Annotated in this window: 16 protein-coding genes, 1 tRNA gene and 3 pseudogenes; 8 read left to right on the top strand and 12 right to left on the bottom strand. The window is 66.5% G+C overall.

What is annotated here, in order from left to right:
* Window positions 1-21: 21 nt before the first annotated feature.
* Window positions 22-675, bottom strand: a complete 654-nt coding sequence (clpP, locus tag WS70_RS08050; RefSeq protein ID WP_025989765.1) for an ATP-dependent Clp endopeptidase proteolytic subunit ClpP — start codon at window positions 673-675, stop codon at window positions 22-24.
* A 133-nt stretch (window positions 676-808) separates the two neighbouring features.
* Window positions 809-2155, bottom strand: a complete 1347-nt coding sequence (tig, locus tag WS70_RS08045; protein WP_059597100.1) for a trigger factor — start codon at window positions 2153-2155, stop codon at window positions 809-811.
* A 462-nt stretch (window positions 2156-2617) separates the two neighbouring features.
* Between tig and WS70_RS08035 the strand changes: the two genes are divergently transcribed.
* Together WS70_RS08035 and WS70_RS08030 are read left to right on the top strand one after the other, a co-directional pair.
* Window positions 2618-3787 carry a glycerate kinase family protein gene (locus WS70_RS08035; protein WP_059597101.1) on the top strand — a complete coding sequence of 390 codons (1170 nt, stop codon included), beginning with the start codon at window positions 2618-2620 and terminating at the stop codon, window positions 3785-3787.
* 95 nt (window positions 3788-3882) lie between these two features.
* Window positions 3883-4332, top strand: a complete 450-nt coding sequence (locus tag WS70_RS08030) for a MarR family winged helix-turn-helix transcriptional regulator (RefSeq protein WP_059471245.1) — start codon at window positions 3883-3885, stop codon at window positions 4330-4332.
* A 309-nt stretch (window positions 4333-4641) separates the two neighbouring features.
* Here the strand turns inward: WS70_RS08030 and WS70_RS08025 are convergent, their stop codons facing one another.
* Both WS70_RS08025 and WS70_RS08020 read right to left on the bottom strand, forming a co-directional pair.
* Window positions 4642-5640 carry a 2-dehydropantoate 2-reductase gene (locus WS70_RS08025; RefSeq protein ID WP_082722225.1) on the bottom strand — a complete coding sequence of 333 codons (999 nt, stop codon included), beginning with the start codon at window positions 5638-5640 and terminating at the stop codon, window positions 4642-4644.
* A 95-nt stretch (window positions 5641-5735) separates the two neighbouring features.
* A complete protein-coding gene (locus WS70_RS08020) occupies window positions 5736-6881 on the bottom strand; it encodes a helix-turn-helix transcriptional regulator (protein ID WP_059471243.1) in 1146 nt (381 codons plus the stop codon).
* A gap of 323 nt (window positions 6882-7204) precedes the next feature.
* Here WS70_RS08020 and WS70_RS08010 point away from each other — a divergent pair, with 323 nt between their 5' ends.
* The 4 genes from WS70_RS08010 (at window position 7205) to WS70_RS07995 (ending at window position 11398) form a co-directional block, all read left to right on the top strand.
* The gene (locus WS70_RS08010; RefSeq protein WP_059597103.1) at window positions 7205-8260 is read left to right on the top strand and encodes a porin; all 1056 of its coding nucleotides are present in this window, start codon (window positions 7205-7207) and stop codon (window positions 8258-8260) included.
* A 23-nt stretch (window positions 8261-8283) separates the two neighbouring features.
* Entirely contained in the window at window positions 8284-9471 is a 1188-nt protein-coding gene (locus tag WS70_RS08005; RefSeq protein ID WP_059471241.1) for an MFS transporter, read from the top strand.
* 47 nt (window positions 9472-9518) lie between these two features.
* Window positions 9519-10628 (top strand): class II histone deacetylase, encoded by a 1110-nt coding sequence (locus WS70_RS08000; protein ID WP_059597104.1) that lies wholly within the window; start codon window positions 9519-9521, stop codon window positions 10626-10628.
* A 146-nt stretch (window positions 10629-10774) separates the two neighbouring features.
* On the top strand, window positions 10775-11398 hold the full coding sequence (locus WS70_RS07995; RefSeq protein WP_059471239.1) for a phospholipase D family nuclease: 624 nt from the start codon (window positions 10775-10777) through the stop codon (window positions 11396-11398).
* 180 nt (window positions 11399-11578) lie between these two features.
* Here WS70_RS07995 and WS70_RS07990 read toward each other — a convergent pair.
* The 5 genes and pseudogenes from WS70_RS07990 to WS70_RS07975 form a co-directional block, all read right to left on the bottom strand.
* Window positions 11579-11782 (bottom strand): annotated as a pseudogene (locus tag WS70_RS07990) (MEKHLA domain-containing protein); the annotation flags it as partial.
* Between the two features lie 23 nt (window positions 11783-11805).
* A complete protein-coding gene (locus WS70_RS32750; RefSeq protein WP_236861873.1) occupies window positions 11806-12186 on the bottom strand; it encodes a cupin-like domain-containing protein in 381 nt (126 codons plus the stop codon).
* Between the two features lie 55 nt (window positions 12187-12241).
* A complete protein-coding gene (locus WS70_RS32745; RefSeq protein WP_226382819.1) occupies window positions 12242-13042 on the bottom strand; it encodes a hypothetical protein in 801 nt (266 codons plus the stop codon).
* Between the two features lie 75 nt (window positions 13043-13117).
* Window positions 13118-13338, bottom strand: a pseudogene (locus tag WS70_RS33985) (MbtH family protein).
* Window positions 13335-14015: an ATP-binding cassette domain-containing protein gene (locus tag WS70_RS07975; RefSeq protein WP_226382818.1), complete on the bottom strand. Its 681-nt coding sequence runs from the start codon at window positions 14013-14015 to the stop codon at window positions 13335-13337. Before WS70_RS07975 ends, WS70_RS33985 begins: the two are co-directional and overlap by 4 nt.
* On the opposite strand from WS70_RS07975, the pseudogene WS70_RS07970 reads away from it, so the two are divergent.
* A pseudogene (locus tag WS70_RS07970) lies at window positions 14004-15243 on the top strand (IS3 family transposase). The gene WS70_RS07975 and the pseudogene WS70_RS07970 sit on opposite strands and share 12 nt — an antisense overlap.
* 247 nt (window positions 15244-15490) lie before the next feature.
* Here WS70_RS07970 and WS70_RS07965 read toward each other — a convergent pair.
* Window positions 15491-15577 (bottom strand) — tRNA-Leu (locus WS70_RS07965).
* 228 nt (window positions 15578-15805) lie between these two features.
* Between WS70_RS07965 and WS70_RS07960 the strand changes: the two genes are divergently transcribed.
* On the top strand, window positions 15806-16642 hold the full coding sequence (locus WS70_RS07960) for a squalene/phytoene synthase family protein (RefSeq protein ID WP_059470552.1): 837 nt from the start codon (window positions 15806-15808) through the stop codon (window positions 16640-16642).
* Between the two features lie 13 nt (window positions 16643-16655).
* On the opposite strand, the gene WS70_RS07955 is transcribed toward WS70_RS07960, so the two are convergent.
* The gene (locus tag WS70_RS07955) at window positions 16656-17909 is read right to left on the bottom strand and encodes a DUF1501 domain-containing protein (RefSeq protein WP_059470562.1); all 1254 of its coding nucleotides are present in this window, start codon (window positions 17907-17909) and stop codon (window positions 16656-16658) included.
* 82 nt (window positions 17910-17991) lie between these two features.
* On the bottom strand, window positions 17992-19404 hold the full coding sequence (locus WS70_RS07950; protein ID WP_059597144.1) for a DUF1800 domain-containing protein: 1413 nt from the start codon (window positions 19402-19404) through the stop codon (window positions 17992-17994).
* Window positions 19405-19610 lie beyond the last annotated feature (206 nt).

The following is a 19610-nucleotide window of genomic DNA, read 5'->3' as shown; positions in this document are numbered from 1 at the left end:
GGGGCGGCACCCCACTAAAGCTTACGGGCGCTTGATCGACACATGGTCGATCAGCCCGTACGCCTTCGCATCTTCGCTGGACATGAAATTATCACGGTCGGTGTCGCGCGCGATGCGCTCGACGTCCTGACCGGTGTGTTGGGCGAGCAGGTGGTTCAGGCGGTCCTTCAAGTAGAGGATCTCGCGTGCCTGGATCTCGATGTCCGACGCCTGGCCGCGCGCGCCGCCGAGCGGCTGATGGATCATCACGCGCGCGTTCGGCAGCGCATAGCGCTTGCCCTTCGCGCCCGACGCGAGCAGGAACGCGCCCATGCTGGCCGCGAGGCCCATGCAGAGCGTCGACACGTCCGGCTTGACGAACTGCATCGTGTCGTAAATCGCCATCCCGGCCGAAACCGAGCCGCCCGGGCTGTTGATGTAGAGGCTGATGTCCTTGTCGGGATTCTCGCTTTCGAGGAACAGAAGCTGCGCGACCACGAGATTCGCCGTCTGGTCGTTCACTTCGCCGACCATGAACACAATGCGCTCTTTCAGGAGTCGCGAGTAGATGTCGTACGAACGCTCGCCGCGACCGCTCGTCTCGACGACGATCGGCACGAGCCCGAGCGCTTGCGCCTCGAAATCCCGCGGGGCTTGCGAAGCCAACGTGTCAAGCAATTGAGCGCGATTAATCATTCAATGAGCCTTGTCCGAGAATGAGTATTGAACGGCAGGAAACGAGCCGGAGAACGTCGCACGCGGCGCCGCATCATGAAAAAACGGCGTGCCGGCCGTCGCTCCGACAGCCGGCACGCCGCTAGAGCAACACTTATGCTTGCGCCGTTGCGCTCGCCAGTGCTTCGAAGCTTACTTCCTTGTCCGTCACCTTCGCCTTGCCCAGCACGAAATCGACGACGTTGCTCTCAACGACGAACGCTTCCATTTCGGCAAGGCGCTGCTGATTCGAATAATACCAGCGGACCACTTCCTTCGGGTCTTCGTAGCTCTTCGCGAATTCGTCGACTTCCGCACGGATCTGCTCCGGCTTCGCCTCGAGGCCGTTCGCCTTCACCAGCTCGGCCAGCACAAGGCCGAGCTTCACGCGGCGCTCGGCCTGATCGGCGAACATTTCGGCCGGAATCGGCGCATCCTTCGCGTTCGGCACGCCGCGCTGCGAGAGATCCTGACGAGCCATCTCGACGAGGCGCTGCTGGTCCTGCTCGATCAGCGCCTTCGGCACGTCGAGCTCGGAAATCTTCAAGAGCGCGTCCATCACCTGGTTCTTCACGATCGACTGCGTGCGGCGCTTCGCCTCGCGCTCGAGGTTTTCCTTGATCTCGCCGCGCATCTTGGTCAGATCGCCGTCCTCGACGCCGAGCGACTTCGCGAAATCGGCGTCGATCGCCGGCAGGTGCGGCCACTCGACCTTCTTCGTCGTGACCGTGAACTGCGCGGTCTTGCCCGCCACGTCCTTGCCGTGGTAGTCGTCCGGGAACTTCAGGTCGAATTCGCGCGACTCGCCCGTCTTCAGGCCGAGCGCCGCCGTCTCGAATTCGGGCAGCATCCGCCCTTCGCCGAGCACGAACACGAAGTCTTCGGCCGTGCCGCCCTGGAATGCGACATCGTCGATCTTGCCGACGAAATCGACCGTCACACGGTCGCCGTTCTGCACCGCCGTGTCCGCGCCGCCGTCGCCGTGCTCGCCGCCTTCGCCGCGCGCGTGGAAGTGCACGCGCTGCTTGCGCAGGATGTCGAGCGTGCGGTCGATTTCGGCGTCGCCGATCGACGTCGTCGAGCGCTCGACTTCAGCCGTCTCGAGCGCGCCGATCTTCACTTCCGGGTACACCTCGAACGTCGCGTCGAACGCGTACGCGCCCTCCGCTGCGTCCTGCTTCGGCTCGAAGCTCGGCTGGCCCGCGACGCGCAGGTTCTCCGCGCGGCTGATCGTGAAGAACTCCTGACCGATCTTGTCGCTCAGCACCTCCGCCTCGACCTGGCCCGCATACTGCTGCGCGACCATCTTGAGCGGCACCTTGCCCGGGCGGAAGCCCGGCATGCGCACGTTCTTCGCGAGTTTCTGAATACGGGCGTCGATCTCCTTCTGCACGACATCCTTCGGCAGGGAGATCGTCACGCGGCGTTCGAGCTTGCCGAGGTTTTCAACAACGTTAGCCATGGCTTCAATCGTCCTAAAATTATTCGAGCGAATCGGTTTTTCCTTGCCGTGCCAGCCTTGCGACGGACGCGCTGTCGCGCACCGTCCGTTCGCTCGTGCGAGCGCATCGGGCGCAGGCCGCGCTGGCGGCTCGCTCAGCCCCGCGTGCGACTCCCGCGTGCAACTTTCCGCATGCGACTCGTTCGGCGGCTTGGAGCAACGGCTTTGGCCGGAAGAATCGACTATTCTAGCAAACTATTTTCCTCTCACCGCGAGTTCAGGCGGTGGCGCGCCGCAGCATCGCGCACGCGGCGCCCTCCGTGCGATCCCGGACATGCGCGGCGCGGTATCCCGCAGCCGCGGGCCATCGGGTAAGCTCCCTTTTCGATCCCCGCCGGTCCTCGCGCCGCTCGCATGTCCACCGCATCCACCGTGCCCGCCCGCGCGATCCGCCCGTCATCACGAACGACATCCGGAGACACCATGCCGCAGCATTCGCCCGCGCCCGTCGTCGTCATTGCGCCCGACTCGTTCAAGGGGTCGCTATCCGCCGAACAGGTGGCGAACGCGATCGCCGCGGGCGTCGCGCGGGCGCGCCCCGACGCCGTCGTGCGGCGCTGCCCGATGGCGGACGGCGGCGAAGGCACGCTCGACGCGCTCCTCGCGCACGGCAGCACGCGCCGCACGCTGCGCGTGCCCGGCGCGTCGCTCGCGCCGCGCGACGCGGCCGTCGGCCTCATCGACGCGCGCACGGCGATCGTCGAGACGGCGGAAATCGTCGGCATCACCGATCCGGCCGGCATGAGCGCGCCCGTCGCCGCGCGCAGCACGCGGGGCCTGGGCGACGCGATCCGCGCCCTTCTCGACGAAGGCGTACGCACGTTCTACGTCGCGCTCGGCGGCAGCAGCACGAACGACGCCGGCGCAGGCCTGCTCGCCGGCCTCGGGCTGCGCGCGTTCGACGCGCACGGCCGCGAGATCGAGCCGACGCCCGAGCGGCTCGCGCACGTCGCGAGCGTCGACGTCGCCGAGCTCGACGCGCGCCTTGCCGAGACGTCGTTCGTCGCGATGTCCGACGTCGACAATCCGCTCACGGGCGAGCACGGCGCGACCGCCGTGTTCGGCCCGCAAAAGGGCGTGACGCCCGCGCAGGTCGCGCCGCTCGACGCGGCGCTCGACCATTTCGCGACGCTCGTCGAGGCGGCGCTCGACCGCCGTCCCACGGGGACTTCCGCCGGTCGCGCCCGCGATCTGCCCGGCGCCGGCGCGGCGGGCGGGCTCGGCTTCGCGCTGCACGTGCTCGGCGCGCGCTTCGAGCCGGGCGCCGATGTCGTCGCGCGGCAGATCGGCCTCGACGCGGCGCTCGCGGGCGCGAACTGGATGATCACGGGCGAAGGCCGCTCGGATGCGCAGACGCTGCACGGCAAGGCGCCGTTCGTCGCGTGCCGGCACGCGCGCGCGGCAGGCGTGCCAGCGACGCTGCTGTCGGGCGCGGTCGATGCGGCGGCGCTGCCGCAATTGTCTGGTCATTTCGACGGCTGCTTCTCGCCTGCGCCCGGCCCGATCACGCTCGACGTCGCGCTGCGCGACGCCGCGCGCCTGCTCGAGAACGAGGCCGAGCAACTGACGCGGCTGCGCTACGGCCGGGTCTGACACGCTCGGCACGTGCGGCCCGCGCGGGCGGCACCGTTGACCGCACGCCGCGATGCGGCAACAATCGGGCCCGCACCCCTCATTCAGGACACGACATGACAGGCAGCAAAGTCGGGCTCGACCAGTTCATGACCTACCGGATGCACGTGCTGAACAAGCTCTCCGACCGCGGCATCGGCGATCTGTATCAGACGAAGCTCGGCGTATCGCTGCCCGAGGCGCGGATCATCGCGTCGGTCGGCGCGTTCGGGCCGTTCTCGATCATGGAGCTCGCGCGGCGCGCGAACCTCGACAAGAGTCAGGCGAGCCGCGCGGCCGAGGCGCTGATCCGGCGCGGGCTCGTCAAGCGCAGCCCGAGCGACGCCGACGGACGCGTCGTGCTGATCGCGCTCACGCCGGCGGGCGCCGCGCTCAACCGGAAAATCATGCCGATCGCGCAAAAGTGGAACGCCTTGCTGCTCGATTGCCTGAGCGAAAGCGAGAAAGCCGCATTCAGCCGCGCGCTCGACAAGATCATCGCCGGCGCGCGGGAACGGGCGGATTGAACGCTCGACGGGCGGGCGGCCGAACCCGCTTGGTACGCGCGGGCGTCGGGTCCGTGAGTCGGGTAGTCGCGGCGGTAACGATTCGTTCGCGTTTTCTGCCGGCTGTTCGCCCACGTCGGAATTCGGAGAATCGGCTGATCGGCTGATCGGCTGATCGGCTGATCGGCTGATCGGCGAGCATCGCGGCTTCGCGTCGACGACACGCGCCCGAGCGTTGCCCGCCCCGCTCGCGCGGATGGACGCAGCGCCGTCGCGCGGCGCCTTCACGAGCCGCCCGCGTCGATCGGCCACCGCCCGCCGCACGACACGTCACAGCCCGGAATTGAACGCACGCTGCCGCAGCAGCCCGAGCACCGCGTCGCAATACGGCGTCGGCACGCAGAGCTTGCGGCCGAGCTCCGGGAACACGCCCAGAATCGGCCCGATCTCGAGCGGCCGCCCCGTCTCCAGATCCTGCAGCATCGACGTCTTGAACGCGCCGAGCTGGCGCGTCACCGCGATCCGCTCCGGACCGCTCATCCCGGCCGACAACCCGAGCCGCGCACCGATCGCGTCGGCCTCCTCCATCATCCGCAGCGCGAGCTCGTGCGTATGCGGATCGTCGAGCAGGCGATCCGCCGCCGAGCCCGTCAGCGCGCTCAGCGGATTCATGTTCATGTTGCCCCAGAGCTTCGCCCAGATGTCGGTGCGAATGTCGGCCGAGCGCTCGACGTCGAAGCCGCCCGCCGCGAGCGCGTCGGCGACGTGCGCGGTCGGATCGCGCAGTTCGGGCCGCGGCGCGCCGACGATCAGCCGGTTGCCGCGCCCGCGCACGACGACGCCCGGCTCGCGCGTCGCCGACGAAAGATGGACGACGCAACCGACCGAGCGCGCAGGCGGCAGCGCCGCGGCCGTCGCGCCGCCCGGGTCGACCGCGTCGAGCACGACGCCGTCGAGCGGCCCGCCGAAGCCGTCGAAAAACCACCACGGCAGGCCGTTCATTGCGGCGACGATGATCGTCCGCGGCCCGACGAGCGGCGCGAGGCGCGCGGCGACGCCGGGCAGCGCCTGCGCCTTCAGCGCGACGACGATGTAATCCTGCACGCCGAGCGCGTGCGCGTCGTCGCTCGCGCGCAACGCGACCGCCGCCTCTTCGCCCGACCTGCCCGCCTCGCCGACGATCCGCAGCCCGCGCTCGCGCAACGCGTCGAGCGTCGCGCCACGCGCGAAGGCGCTCACGTCCCAGCCCGCGCGCGCCAACGCCGCCGCGAACAATCCGCCGATCGCGCCGATCCCGACGATCGCCGCGCGCACCGGTGCTCGATCCATATGCATGCCTCCTCGTTCGATGAAGCGACGAGCATAGAGCCGAATAGTTGCGGTCACAACCATTTCGCGGGGCGATGCCAGGCTCGGATCGCGCGTCACCCGCCGCCGTCGCGCTCCGCGCCGATTCCTTCAGCAGCGCGATCGATCTCGCCGAGCACGCCCGAGATCTGGCTCTTGTCGTGCATCCCGAGCTTGCGATACGCGCAGCGCAGATAATGGCGCACGGTAGCGGGCGCGATCTCCATCTGCTGCGCGACTTCCTTGTGCGAGCGCCCTTCGCCGTAATAGCGGATCGCCGCGAGCTCGCGCGGGCTCAGGCGGTCGAGCAGCGAGCGAGGCCGCACCTCCAGCTGGAACAATCCGGCGACGGGCATGCAGCGCATTCGCAGCGCATCGCCCGAGTACGCCTGCGACGCATGGCGGCGCATGTGATCGACGAGCGCCGGCGGCAGCCGCGAGCCGCTCCAGTCGGGCCACTCGGTTCGCAGCACCGCGCCGAAGCCGGCGTCCGCGTGATGCAGTACGCCGAAGTTGTCGCAGATCGCGCGCACCGTCGACGCGGCCGCCTCGCTGCGCAAGCGGCTCAATTGCGCGGCGCGATTGATCGTCAATGCGGCCGCGAGGTGTGGAATGACGTCTTCGTAGCGGCGCGCGTCGTCTTCGGTAAACTGACGATTCAAGCCCTGCCGGTAGATCGACATGAACGTCGTGAGTCCGAAACGACGGTCGAGCGTGCACACGCACATGAGCTGAGCAAGCCCGTACTTGACGCACCAGTCGCGAAACCGGCCGTCGAGTCCCGGTTCGACGACCGACAGGATCGCCGCCTGGCCGTACGCGCCATGCAAGGTGCGATGCGCGAGCGGATCGCAATCGCGCACGCGCTTCCAGTCGGTGAAGAACTCGTGCGGCAGCCGGTACAGATAGCTGTTGTGCATCACGGGGCCGGTCGGCGTGTGGTTCGCGACGCCCGTCCATCCGGCGTCGAACGGCAGATAGCGCGACAGCAGCTGGAAGAACCGGCATTCGAATTCGCCGATCGACGCGCGGCTCGCAACCGCATACAGGTCGAGCAGGAACAGGCTCAGCTCGCGAGACGCCGCGCCCGGCGTCTGCGTGACGCCGTCGAAGTCGCGCCTGCGCAGCGCAAGCGGCGGCCACGCGGCGGCGTCGAGCACGATTGCCGCCGGCACGTCGCGCAGCGCATCGATGTCCTGCCGGATTCCCGCTCTGATCGCCACCACTGACCGCTCCCTTGCCCGCCCGTATCGCCGGCCTTGCGCGCTTCGATGAGCGATCGATTATAGCCGTCGGTCTTTTTTGAAAACCGCCCGCGCACGACCGCGCGAATGCCCCATCCATTTGAACGGTATCGGTGCGCTGCTGCGCCGCAGCATCCGCGCCGCCGCCCCGGGACCGCGCATACGCACCGGCGCGACGGCATTCAGGACGCCTCGAGGGTTTCCCGCACCGTTCATCTGAACGGCTTTGCAGCGGCATCGCTGCTACCGACACTGCGGATGCCTCCCACAAAAACGATCACCCGGTTTGGAGAAACGAAGCGATGAGGACGTTCAGGCACACACGCAGACGACGCGCGCTCGCGGCAACCGCGACGCTCGCCGCGCTATCCGGGTCGACGCATGCCCAGTCGACGCTCACGCTGTACGGCGTCGCCGATGCCGGCATGCAATATCTGTCGCATGCCGACGGCCAAAAAGGCGCATGGCGGCTGCAGAATTACGGAATCCTACCGTCCCAGATCGGCCTGAAAGGCGAAGAGGATCTCGGCGGCGGCTGGCGCGCGCGCTTCAAGCTCGAGCAAGGCATCAACCTGAACGACGGTACGGCGACGGTGCCGGGCTACGCGTTCTTTCGCGGTGCGTACGTCGGCATCGGCGGCCCGGTCGGCACCGTCACGCTCGGCCGTCAGTTCAGCACGCTGTTCGACAAGACACTCTTCTACGACCCGCTCTGGTACGCGGCGTACAGCGGCCAGGGCGTCCTCGTGCCGCCGTCGGCGAACTTCATCGACAACTCGATCAAGTACCAGTCGGCGACGTTCGCGGGCTTCGACGTCGAGGCGCTCGCCGCGACGGGCGGCATCGCCGGCAACACGCGCGCCGGCCGCGTGCTCGAACTCGGCGGACAGTTCACGAGCAACGGGCTGTCGGCGAGCGCCGTCGTGCATCAATCGCACGGCACGCTCGACGCCGGCGTCGACCGCTCCGCGCAGCGGCGCGAGATCGGCACGTTCGCCGCGCACTATGCGTTCGCGTCGCTGCCGCTCATCGTCTATGCGGGCGTCGAGCGCCTGACGGGCGATCTCGATCCCGCGCGCACGATCGTCTGGGGCGGCGCGCGCTATCAGACGAGCGGACGCCTCGGCTTCGCGGGCGGCGTCTATCACACCGATTCGCCGACGCCGCAGATCGGCCACCCGACGCTCTTCATCTCGAGCACGACCTATTCGCTGTCGAAGCGCACCGTCGCATACCTGAATCTCGGCCACGCGAAGAACAGCGGCCGGAGCGCGCAGACCGTCTACGAATACGACCCGACGCCGCTCGCCGGCACATCGCAGTGCGGCGCGATGCTCGGCATGTACCACGTTTTCTGAATCGAGCCTTCGAGATCACGACCATGAAAACACTGCTACAAGATTCCACGCTGCCGTCTGCGACACCGTCCGACGACGCGCCCGATTTCACGAGCGGCACGCTCGCCGCGCTCGTCGCGTTCGCTGCGATCACGCCGCTCCTGCTGCTCGTCGCACCCGTCGTCGCCGGGCAGCTCGGCGTGCAGCTCGGACTATCGGCGTCGCAGATCGGCACGTACTTCTTCGTCGAGCTGGGCGCGTTCAGCCTCGCGACGCTGCCGTCGTATCTGTGGCTCGGGCGCATCGACGCGCGGCGCGTCGCGTGGTGCGCGACCGCCGCGTTCTGCGTCGGCAATCTCGCGACTGCCGTGACGATGCCGGACTTCGTCCCGCTCCTCGCGCTGCGCGCGGTAACGGCGCTCGGCGGCGGCACGCTGATGGTGCTCTGCATGACGAGCGCCGCGGCGAGCGGCAATAGCGATCGCGTCTACGGGCTCTGGGTCGTCGGCCAGTTGATCGCGGGCGCGGCCGGTCTCTTTCTGCTGCCGCATCTGTTCGATGCAGTCGGATTGCGCGCGCTGTATGCAGTGCTCGCCGCGCTCGCGCTGTGCGCGGCGCCGCTCGCGAACCGCTTTCCGGCCGTGCCGCGCGCGCGTCCCCGGCGCGCCCGCGGCGCACGTCCGGATGCGTCGCGCGCACCGACCGCGCTCGCGATCGGCGGCGTGCTGACGTTCTATCTCGCGATCGGCGGCGTGTGGACCTTCGCGAACAAGGCCGCGGCCGCGGTCGGCTTCGACGCGCAGGCGAGCGGCACTGTGCTCGCGATCGCGAGCCTGATGGGGATCGCGGGCGCCGCGCTCGCGTCGTACCTAGGCGGCCGCGCCGCGCGGCGCGCGATGCTCTACGTCGGATACGGCATCCTCGCCGCATCGCTCGTCATGCTCGCGGCGATGCCCAACGCATCCGGCTACACGACGGCGATCTTCAGCTTCAAGTTTGCGTGGACGTTCGTCCTGCCGTTCATTCTCGCGAGCGTCGCGGCTGTCGATACGACGGGACGCCTGATCGCGACGCTCAATCTTGTGATCGGCGCGGGGCTCGCCGCCGGACCGCTCGTCGCCGGGCTGCTGCTCGACGGCGGCGGCACGCTGCGCGCGCTGTTTACGATCGCCGCAATCGTGTCCGTCGTCTCGCTCGCGGCGCTGCTGCGCGTCGAGCGCGGCGCGCATTGACGCCGCATGTCGTTTCCTCCCTTCCTTCATCGCTTCAGCTCATCGCAATGAAAAAAACCGCTTTCTTCACCGACGAACGCACTTTCTGGCACACGGGCGGCGCGCACGCGCTGTTCTTTCCGGTCGGCGGCTGGGTGCAGCCGCCGTCGAGCGCGGGCTATGCGGAATCGCCCGACTCGAAGCGGCGACTGCTGTCGCTCGTGCACGCATCGGGGCTCGCCGCACGTCTCGACATGCAAAGCGCGCCCGCGGCAACCGACGCCGATCTGCTGCGCATTCATCCCGCGCATTACCTCGAAGTGTTCAAGCGCGCGAGCGACGCGGGCGGCGGCGAGCTCGGCGAGCTCGCGCCGTTCGGCAAGGGCAGCTACGAAATCGCGGCGCTGTCGGCGGGGCTTGCGCTCGCCGCCGTCGACGCCGTGCTCGCCGAGCGCGCGGCAAACGCATTCTCGCTGTCGCGCCCGCCCGGCCACCATTGCCTGCGCGACAAGCCGATGGGCTTTTGCCTCTTCGCGAACATTCCGATCGCACTCGAGGCCGCGCGCGCGACGCACCGGGTCGAGCGCGTCGCCGTGATCGACTGGGACGTGCATCACGGCAACGGCACGCAGGCGATCTACTATGACGATCCGCACACGCTGACGATCTCGCTGCATCAGGACCGCTGCTTTCCGCCCGGCTACAGCGGCGCCGACGAGCGCGGCGCGGGCGCGGGCGTCGGCGCGAACGTCAACGTTCCGCTGCTCGCGGGCGCGGGCGACGATGCGTACCGCTACACGTTCGAGCGGATCGTGCTGCCCGCGCTCGACGCGTTCAAGCCGGAGCTCATCGTCGTCGCGAGCGGGCTCGACGCGAACGCGGTCGACCCGCTCGCGCGAATGCAATTGCACAGCGACAGCTACCGGTTCATGACGCATGCGGTGAAGGAAGCCGCGCAGCGGCACTGCGGCGGGCGGCTCGTCGTCGTTCACGAAGGCGGTTATTCGGAGGCCTATGTACCGTTTTGCGGACATGCGATCGTCGAGGCGCTGTCGGACATGCGCACCGACGTCGCCGATCCGATGCTCGAGCTCGCGATCGCGCAGCAGCCCGGCGAACGCTTCAACGCGTTTCAGCGGCAATTGATCGACGAGATGGCGACGCGCTTCGGCTACTGACGAAACGAAACCAGACGAAACGATGCGGCGCCGCGCGGCGCCGCGCCTCTTCATTCGACGTCACAAAGTTCTCGGCGAAGCGGCGAAAAATCGCGCCGATGCCGTTACACTCTCGTCCTCCTCAGTTTCGAGCGTCCAAGAATCACATGCAGTTGCAAAAGCGGCTCGCCGCCGCGTGTCTCGCCGCCGTTTTCCTGTCTGCTGCGCCGCCCGCCGTCAGCAAGACGAATTCCGAATCGCTGCTTACCCGCCTCTTCGACCTGATCGCCGACGCACTGCCGTCGCCCGCGAAGGAGGCGCCCGCCGGGCAGGTCGTCGAAGCCGCGTTTTCGCCCGACGGCGGCGCCGAGGCGCTCGTGTTGAAGGTGATCGGCGCGTCGCGCGCGTCGATCCGCCTCGCGGGCTATTCGTTCACGTCGCCGAAAGTCGTGCGGGCGCTGCTCGACGCGCATCGCCGCGGCGTCGACGTCGCGCTCGTCGTCGACAACGACGGCAATCGCTCGAAGGCGTCGAAGCAGGCGCTCAACCTGCTCGTCAACGCGAAGGTGCCGACGCGCACGATCGACCGCTATGCGATCCATCACGACAAATACATCGTCGTCGACGGCCGCCATGTCGAGACGGGCTCGTTCAACTACAGCGCAGCCGCGGCCGCGCGAAATTCGGAGAACGTGCTCGTCGTCTGGAACAATCCGGCGCTCGCCGCGCAATACCTGAAGCATTGGCAGAACCGGTTCGATCAGGGGGCCGACTATCGGTCGACTTATTGATCGGTTGTTCGTGCGGGCGAGCCGCATGCGCAGCGGCAGCGGAAGCAGAAAGCCCGGCGGCCGCTCGAACATGCGATCGCCGAGCAATGCATTCGCCAAGCGATACGTTCTCCGCGTGCAATTCCAGCCCCGCGGCGACTCGGCAGCGCACGGCGAATGGCGCCCGGCGAACTGCCGCCGCGAATCAGACGTCCGTCCACCGGTCGCGGCCTGCCCGCGATACGTCCCTTCGCGATCGATCAGATTCCAGACGGTGACATCCTCGATCCAGAAGCGCCGTCCCGACTTCGAAATCCGCAAGCCGCGATAGCCGGTCGCGAAGCCTCGCGTGCGCACCGACTCGAGCAGCCTCGCGCGCTCGTCGCGATTCGGGTGCTCCGCGGACAGATCTGCATACCTATGTGGATTCAACCCTGCCGAGCCTCCAATCCGCTGCGCGTTGACAACACCGCCCACGCATCCTCACGCATGAAGCGGTTCACCGACATTACCGCACCATCGCCTCTCACCGTGTGAAACCATCCAGCTGGCAAAATGAGCAACTCACCGGGGTGTAATTCACACTCGATCGATTTTGCTCGCTTTGCGAGTGGAAACTTCGTCAGATCTGGCCGAAATGGATCAAATCTCGCAATCTGGAACATATTGAAGCAGGCGCCTGGATATAGATATTCTGCGTCGTCCGGTCTGTATAGTACGAATCTCTTTGAGCCTATTACTTGGCCAATAAATGCATGTAAAAAAACACGATGCAAGCGAGTGCATGCGCTGAAATCCCGGCGCCCCATCCATAATTGCGGCCGCGTAAAACATTTTCGGTTCAGCAACGGGAACTCGAACATTTCATGCATGGGCCCGGGCAGTAAGCACCCGCCGCTGTAGACGCCGGACGCGTCGCCATCCAAAGTGGCATCGATCAACGCCCCCAAGGTCGACAGGCCCAGCGTGGCCCCAAGAATATCGGCATCCAGTCCAGCGAGCTGGCAGGTCGCCAAACCTTTGCTGGAGTTCGTCGAACGTCGTCCGCCAGCCCGAAGCATTGAGCATCGCCGTTAGAATCACCGGCGTCCCTCCATGCAATATCTGCATCAATTGCCTTGCATCGATGGTTGCCATTCGATGCACTTCGGTCTCGGGCGAAGCCAGATTTGTCACCTGCAAAGTCAGATCGCGCAAGCGGGTCCGGCCGCTATCCGCTTCCGGCTGCGCAGCATGAGCGATGAGAGAAACCAAAGCGCGATTCCCAGTCACCTTGACGGTATCCTCCAAGGTTGCGTATGGCTGCCCGATCAGCATACGAAATACTGCGGCGGACATTTCGACCACAGCGTCCGGCGCTTCGCACACGCCATCAAGAAATCTGATGTTTTCTGAAATATCCGCATAAAATTTTCCATCGGCTTCGTCGGACACGATGAATTGCACGATACCACCCTGATACCCCGGCAAAAAATTCCGGCTGATATGTCGACAAATAATTGATTTGAGGTTGCAAAATAATTCCATTTTTGTCGATTGATTTAAATATATGGAGCGCTGGCCGCGCGCAAAGCGTGACGCACGAGTGTACGCATCGGCGAAAGGCCGGAATACAAAGTGCGCCATATGGCAAGCCGGCCGCGCAGTCTTTCGCAAGATCAGCATGCGCAGCGCAAGCGCTTCGAATTCACCCTATGAGAACGATGGTCAATCGGGATGAACATCGACTCAAATCAAAACTCACTTCGATTCGCGCGCGTTTTCCTCAAGCGCGCGCCTCAGGCTCAACGGACGCATGTCTATCCACGTCTTTTCGATGTAATCGAGACATACCGCTTTCTTGCCACTCACGCCCACTGTTTTCCAGCCATCCGGCACTGCCTTGCAAACCGGCCAGATCGAATACTGTTCTTCATGATTGATGACAACGTTAATTCGGTATCTTCATGATCCCAACTCATTTTTCATTCTCCTTGACAAAGCTAATTTGCATATCTTTCATATGCACGATTGTGTCGGCCACACCGAAATAGTCACTGTCATGCGTCACAACGATGACCAGTTTCTTCATCGCCGCCAGTTCGGGCAGGAACCGTCGATAGAACAATTCCCGACGGCTCTTGTCTTGATCCGCAGCCCATTCATCGAAAATACAAACCGGCTTATCGTCGGCCGGCAGATTGACCAGCGCCAGCCGCTTTCGCTGCCCCTGGGAAAGGCGCGGAGCCGATTGCCAGCCGCCCGCCGCGGACAATTTGTCCTCGAGCCCAAGCAGCTGAATCCATTGGCTCAACATCGGGCTTCGTGCCGAACCGGCCGTCTCAAAGGGCATGACAAAAAAATCGCTATGGATCGCGCTGACGCACCGCCGCAGCATCAAGGCCGCATCCAGGCCGAGCGCGACATCGTTCAGCAGCACAGATCCTTCGTTCGCCGCATAAAGCCCCGATAACAATTTCGCCAGCGTCGTCTTGCCCGAGCCATTGCCGCCTGTGACGAACACGATTTTTCCGGCGGTCAACTGCAAATCGATCGGGCCGATCGATACAGGCTGCTCATTCGCGTCGACGGGTGAAGTTGACCCGCAAAAACGGACACCTATTCTTGTTGGAGAGGAGGTGCCGTCATGGGCAAGCATCGGAAAGCGTACCCGGCGGAGTTCCGGGCGCAGATGGTGGAGCGAGTGAAGGCAGGACGTACGCCGGAGGAATTGGCGCGCGAGTTCGAGCCGACGGCGCAGAGCATCATCAACTGGGTCGCGCAGGCCGATCGTGATTCGGGCGTGCGCCAGGATGGACTGACGACGGCCGGGCGGCAGGAATTGACTCGGCTGCGTCGTAAGGTGCGCCAACTCGAGATGGAGCGCGACATACTCTCTCACGCGGCTGCCTGGTTCGCCCGGGAGACGGGGGCCGTACCGCCGAAGGGTACGGATTCATGAAGGCGAACCGGGCCCGCTGGCCCATTGCCACGATGGCGCGGCTGCTGCGAGTCTCCACCAGCAGCGACTATGCGTGGCTCGTGCGAGAGCCGTCGAAGCAGGCATGCAGCGATGCGCAGTTGCTCTCGCGTATTCGCACGCTGCACACGAGCTCGCGCGGCACCTATGGCGCGCCGCGTATCCATGCTCAGCTCAAACGCGAAGGCGCACATGTCGGGCGCAAGCGAGTCGCGCGGCTCATGCGTCTGGCGGGCCTGTGCGGGGCCAGTCGCAGGCAATGGATGCACTACGCGCCTACGCGCGGGAGCACGGCGTGCCCCTGATCTGGTGCGTCGCCACTTCAGCGCCGCAGCGCCGAACGTGCTGTGGGTGGCCGACGCCACCTACATTCCGACCAGCGAGGGATTCCTGTATCTGGCCGTCGTGCTCGATGTGTTCAGCCGCCGCATCGCAGGCTGGGCAATGTCCAATCATCTGTACACGGAACTGATGCTGCGTGCGCTCGATATGGCGCTCGCGCAACGTCGCACTCGCGGAGTCATTCTGCATTCCGATCAGGGCTGCCAATATACGTCCAGGCGCTGTCGCGAGGCCGGCGTGCAGCCTTCGATGGGCACCGCTGGCGACTGCTACGACAACGCGATGTATGAATCCTTCTTCGGCACGCTCGAATCGGAAATACTCATGCGCGAGCACTTCGAGACGCACGAACAGGCGCGCGCGTCTGTTCTGGTTCCTCGAGGGCTGGTACAACCTGCGCCGTCTACACAGCAGCATCGGCTACCGTTCACCGCTCGAATTCGAAGACGAGCACACGAAAAATAAAAACGCGTCCCCGTGCGGGTTGCCCATCGCCGGGCAGCGTCGTGGTCGTGATAGGCGACCCGCCGCCCGCCCGTGGACAACCCGCGACTTACCTGCTTAACGGAGGTTAAATCGCCATATCGATTGCTACTGCACATCTGTCCGTCAAAGCGGGGCAACTTCAGACCTCGGGCGCGTCCAGCGCCTACTCAGCACCGCGTTCGCCGGCGAGCACGCTGTAACCCTCGCGTCCTCCCCACGCCCCTTTTCCGGGGCGCAGTCCCTGGCCCATCCGGACCGGATATCTGGTAGCCTTTACCAGAGGCAAAAAGGCCACGCACCTTGCGGTACGTGGCCTTCATCTTTGGTGGTGCGTGAGGTCGGACTCGAACCGACACAGGATTTCTCCCGTCAGGACCTAAACCTGGTGCGTCTACCAATTTCGCCACTCACGCACGCGAAAAATGCTGCGCCGAACAGGCTTGCGCGTCGCTGTCGCGACCGCCCGAAAAGCGCGAGCGCAAGATTTTAACCGATCTCCCTCCGCTTGTCTCTAGCGGCCGACCTCTCCCTTGCCGCGATGCTAAAATTCGTTGATGTCTCCGCGAGGCGGCCGCGACGTCGTGCCGTCGAACGGCCCCGCACCCGTCCGAGCCGATCTCGCCCCACTCGTTCCTGTCCCCGTGAATTTCGACGAATACTGCCAGCAGAAAGCCGCAGCGCCCGGCTCCAGCATCTACTATGCGCTGCGCCAGGCGCCGCTCGCGCGCCAGCCGCTCGTCGCCGCGCTCTTCGCGCTGCGACGCGAGCTCGAACAGACGGTGAAGGAAGTCAGCGATCCGACCATCGGCCACACAAAGCTCGCCTGGTGGCAAAAGGAACTCGCCGCGCTCGCGGCCGGCAATCCGTCGCACCCGGTATCGCAGGCGCTCGCCGCGCACCATCCTGACATTGCACGCGAAGTCGACGCGCTTCAGACGCTCGTCGCCGGCTACGGGATGGATCTCGAGCAGGCGCGCTATCTGGACTTCGCGAACCTGCGCCGCTACGTCGACCATACGGGCGGCACGTTCGCGGGGCTCGTCGCGCGCGCGAGCGCGAGTCGGCCGGCCGCGGACGACGCGCGCTGGGCGCAGCCGCTCGGGCACGCGCTGACGCTCGCGCAATTCGTACAGGATTTGGGGCAGGACGCGCGCCACGGCCGCATCTACATTCCGATCGACGAACTGCAGCGCTACGGCGTGACGGCGGCCGACCTCCTCAACCGCCGCTACAGCCCCGCATACACCGAGTTGATGCGTTTCCAGGCGTCGCGTGCGCGCGATGCGCTCAACACGTCGCTGTCCGGCATCCCCGCCGACGAGCGTCGCGCGCAGCGCACGCTGCGCGCGCTCGGCGCGCTCGCGCTCGCGGTGCTCAACGAGATCGAGCGCGACGGCTTCCAGGTGCTGCACCAGCGGCTCGCGCTCACGCCGATCCGCAAGCTGTGGATCGCATGGCGCGCCGCGCGGCGCCGCTGACGCGCGCCGCCCGTCACGCGCGCAACAACGGCAACGGCTCGAAGCGCTGCTGCAGGACGCTCGTCGCATCGAGCCCCCACCACGGACCGAGCACCATCGCGTAGAGCTGACGAAAGTCGACCGCGACGGGCAGGTTGCCGTTGCCATCGAGCCGCGCGAGCGCGGGCGGCGCGCCGTACAGGCCGCCGCGCACGCGCCCGCCCATCACGAAATGCGGCGCGGCCGTGCCGTGATCGGTGCCGTTGCTCTGATTCTCCCGCGCGCGCCGGCCGAACTCCGCATACGTCATCACGAGCGTGTCGTTCCAGCGCCCGAGCTCGGTCAATGCCGAGCGCATCGCGACGAGCCCTTCCGCCAGTTGCTTCAGCAATCCCGCCTGCTGGCCGGGCTGGTTCTGGTGCGTGTCGAAGCCGCTCAGCGTAAGGCGCAGCACCGCGACGCCCTGCCCCGGCATCGGCGCGCGCTGCGGCGTGTCGCACGCGGCGAGCACCTGCATCGCGGTCTTCACCGACGTGCCGAACGGCCCGGCCGGAAACGCGGTCGCGAGCGCGGGCGCGCCCGCGTGCGGACGCAGCCGGTCGGCCGCCTTGACGATATCGTTCTCCACGTCGATCACGTGGGCGAGCGCGGGATTGCGTTCGCGCAGCGACACGGGCTGCACGAGCCGCGCCTCGCGGATGAACTGCGTGGGATTGACGAGCGCGATCGCGCGCGCGCCGTTCGCGAGCGGCCCCATCTCCGCGCTGCCGAGCACGACGCCGTCGGCGGCAAAGCCGGGCGGCACGCTCGCCTGCGCGAACGCGCGCGTGAGCCAGCCTTCGCGCAGATACTGATCGGCGCGCGACGCGGTATCCCAGATCTCGATCGAGCGGAAATGCGACAGATTCGGCTGCGGATAGCCGACGCCGTCGACGATCGCCAGCCGCTCATCGCGCCAGATCGGCACGAGCGGCGCGAGGGCCGGATGCAGCGCGCTGCGCTCGTCGAGCTGCACGACCTGCTCGCGCTTGACGCCGATCGTCGGACGCAGCGTGCGGTATAGCGAATCCGCATACGGGATCACCGTGTTGAGCCCGTCGTTGCCGCCCTTCAGCTCGACGAGAATCAGCAGGTTCGAATAGCTCGCGGCGCCCGATGCACGCGCAAACGCGCCGTGCACGGCAGACGCCGCGCCGGCCGCCGTAGCCGCGAACGCGTGCGGCATCGAGAGCGATGCACCCGCGGCCCCGGCGAGACTCGCCAAGGCCAGAAAATCCCGTCGTTTCATCCTGCTTTCCTCGTTCTGCGTTCGACGCGCCCCGCAGTTCGCCGCGTCGCGCGGCATCGCCTCGTCGTCGTTTTCATGTTCGCTACTTCAGTTGATATGCTGGGTCCATTAGCAACGCCTGCAAATACGCGCTGCTCGTCGCGCCGGCCTCGATCGCCGCGACGGGCGAAATCGGCAACACCGCGTGCTGCATCTGCAGCTCCGTCGACAGGTCCGGCTGCGCCTGCGGCTTCGTCCGATACGCGGCGAGCCACGCGTCGAGATCGAAGCGCATTCCTCGACGCATCGGCGCCAGCTTGCCTGCCATGTCGTGGGAACCGGGCGCCGCGCGCATGCCGGGCGCCTCCGTCGCGCGCATCATCTGCTCGACGAATTGCTTGCGCGCAAGCAGCGTCGAGCTGTTGATCCAGATCGCGCCGCCCGGCCAGCCCTTCACGTTCGGCGGGTAGAACAGGTTCTGGCCGAGCGTGCGCAGCGTGTTCGCGAGCGGCGCGGCATCGCCATAGCCGACGTCGAAGAGCCGCACGGTGCCGGCCACGAACTCCGCCGGCGACTTGACGAGCACGCCACGATTGCGATCGGCCCAGAACGCATCCGACGACAGCAGCCCCGCGAGCGCCGCCTTGATGGCGTAGCCGCTCTGCCTGAATCGCGCGGCGACGTGCTCGACGACGTCGGAATCGGGCGTATCGGAGATGAATTCGCGCCACAGCTTCGCAACGACGAAGCGCGCGGTTTCGGGACGGGCGAGCAGGATGTCGAGCACCGCGTCGCCGTCGAAGCGCCCGGCTTCGCCGAGCACGGTCTTCACGCCGTCGTCGTGAACGTTCGGCCGGAACGCGTACGCGAGCGTATCGGGATCGAGCCCCCAGCCGGTGTACGCGCGCGCGGCCTCGGACACGTCGCGCTGCGTATAGTGGCCTTCGCCGAGCGTGAAAAGTTCCATCACTTCGCGCGCGAAGTTCTCGTTCGGCCGCCCCTTGCGATTGCTCGCGCCGTCGAGATACTGCAGCATCGCCGGATCTTTCGCGACGCCGTGCAGCATCGCGCCGAAGTTGCCGAGCGCATCGGCGCGCAGCAGCGCGTTTTGCGCCGCAATCGTTTGCGGAAACGGTACCTTGTCCTGGCCGGACGTGAAGTGGTTGTGCCAGAAGAGCGTCATCCGCTCGGTGAGCGGCGACGGCGTCACGAGCATCTCGCGCACCCACCACGCGCGCAACTCGTCGTAGCGGCGGTTGCGCAACTGCTGCTCCGCGCGCCGCTCGTCGGGCGTGAACGCGGCGCGCGCCGCGCGCGACGGCGGCAACTCGCGCACCCAGTCGGGCGGCGGCGTGACGCTTTGCGTGCGCGTGCCGGCGAGCAATTCGGCGAGCGCTTGCGCGCGCGTCATTCCGACGAAATGCGCGACGTCGCGCGGCGGCGGCGAGAAGCCGGTGCGCGTCAGCAGGAAGCGCGCGTCGTCCGCGTCGAGAAGCGTCTGCAACGAGGCCGGCATCCGGTCCGCCTTCGCCGGGGCCCGCCCGGCCGTGCTCGAATCGCTCATCGTCGACCGTTCTCCGAAAGAGGAAAACCACGACAGCTCGCACGGCGCGCGACCGTCGGTAATGGCGATTCAACGGCTCGCGACGATGCGCAGTTGACGATCGAATTGATACGGAATTTTTCAGGGCGGCCAGCGCCCGGCGACGCGCAGGATTTAAC

Origin of the sequence: Burkholderia mayonis (assembly GCF_001523745.2) — a bacterium.
GTDB lineage: Bacteria > Pseudomonadota > Gammaproteobacteria > Burkholderiales > Burkholderiaceae > Burkholderia > Burkholderia mayonis.
Note: the sequence above shows the minus strand (reverse complement) of the source record. Positions and strands in the feature narration are given on the sequence as shown.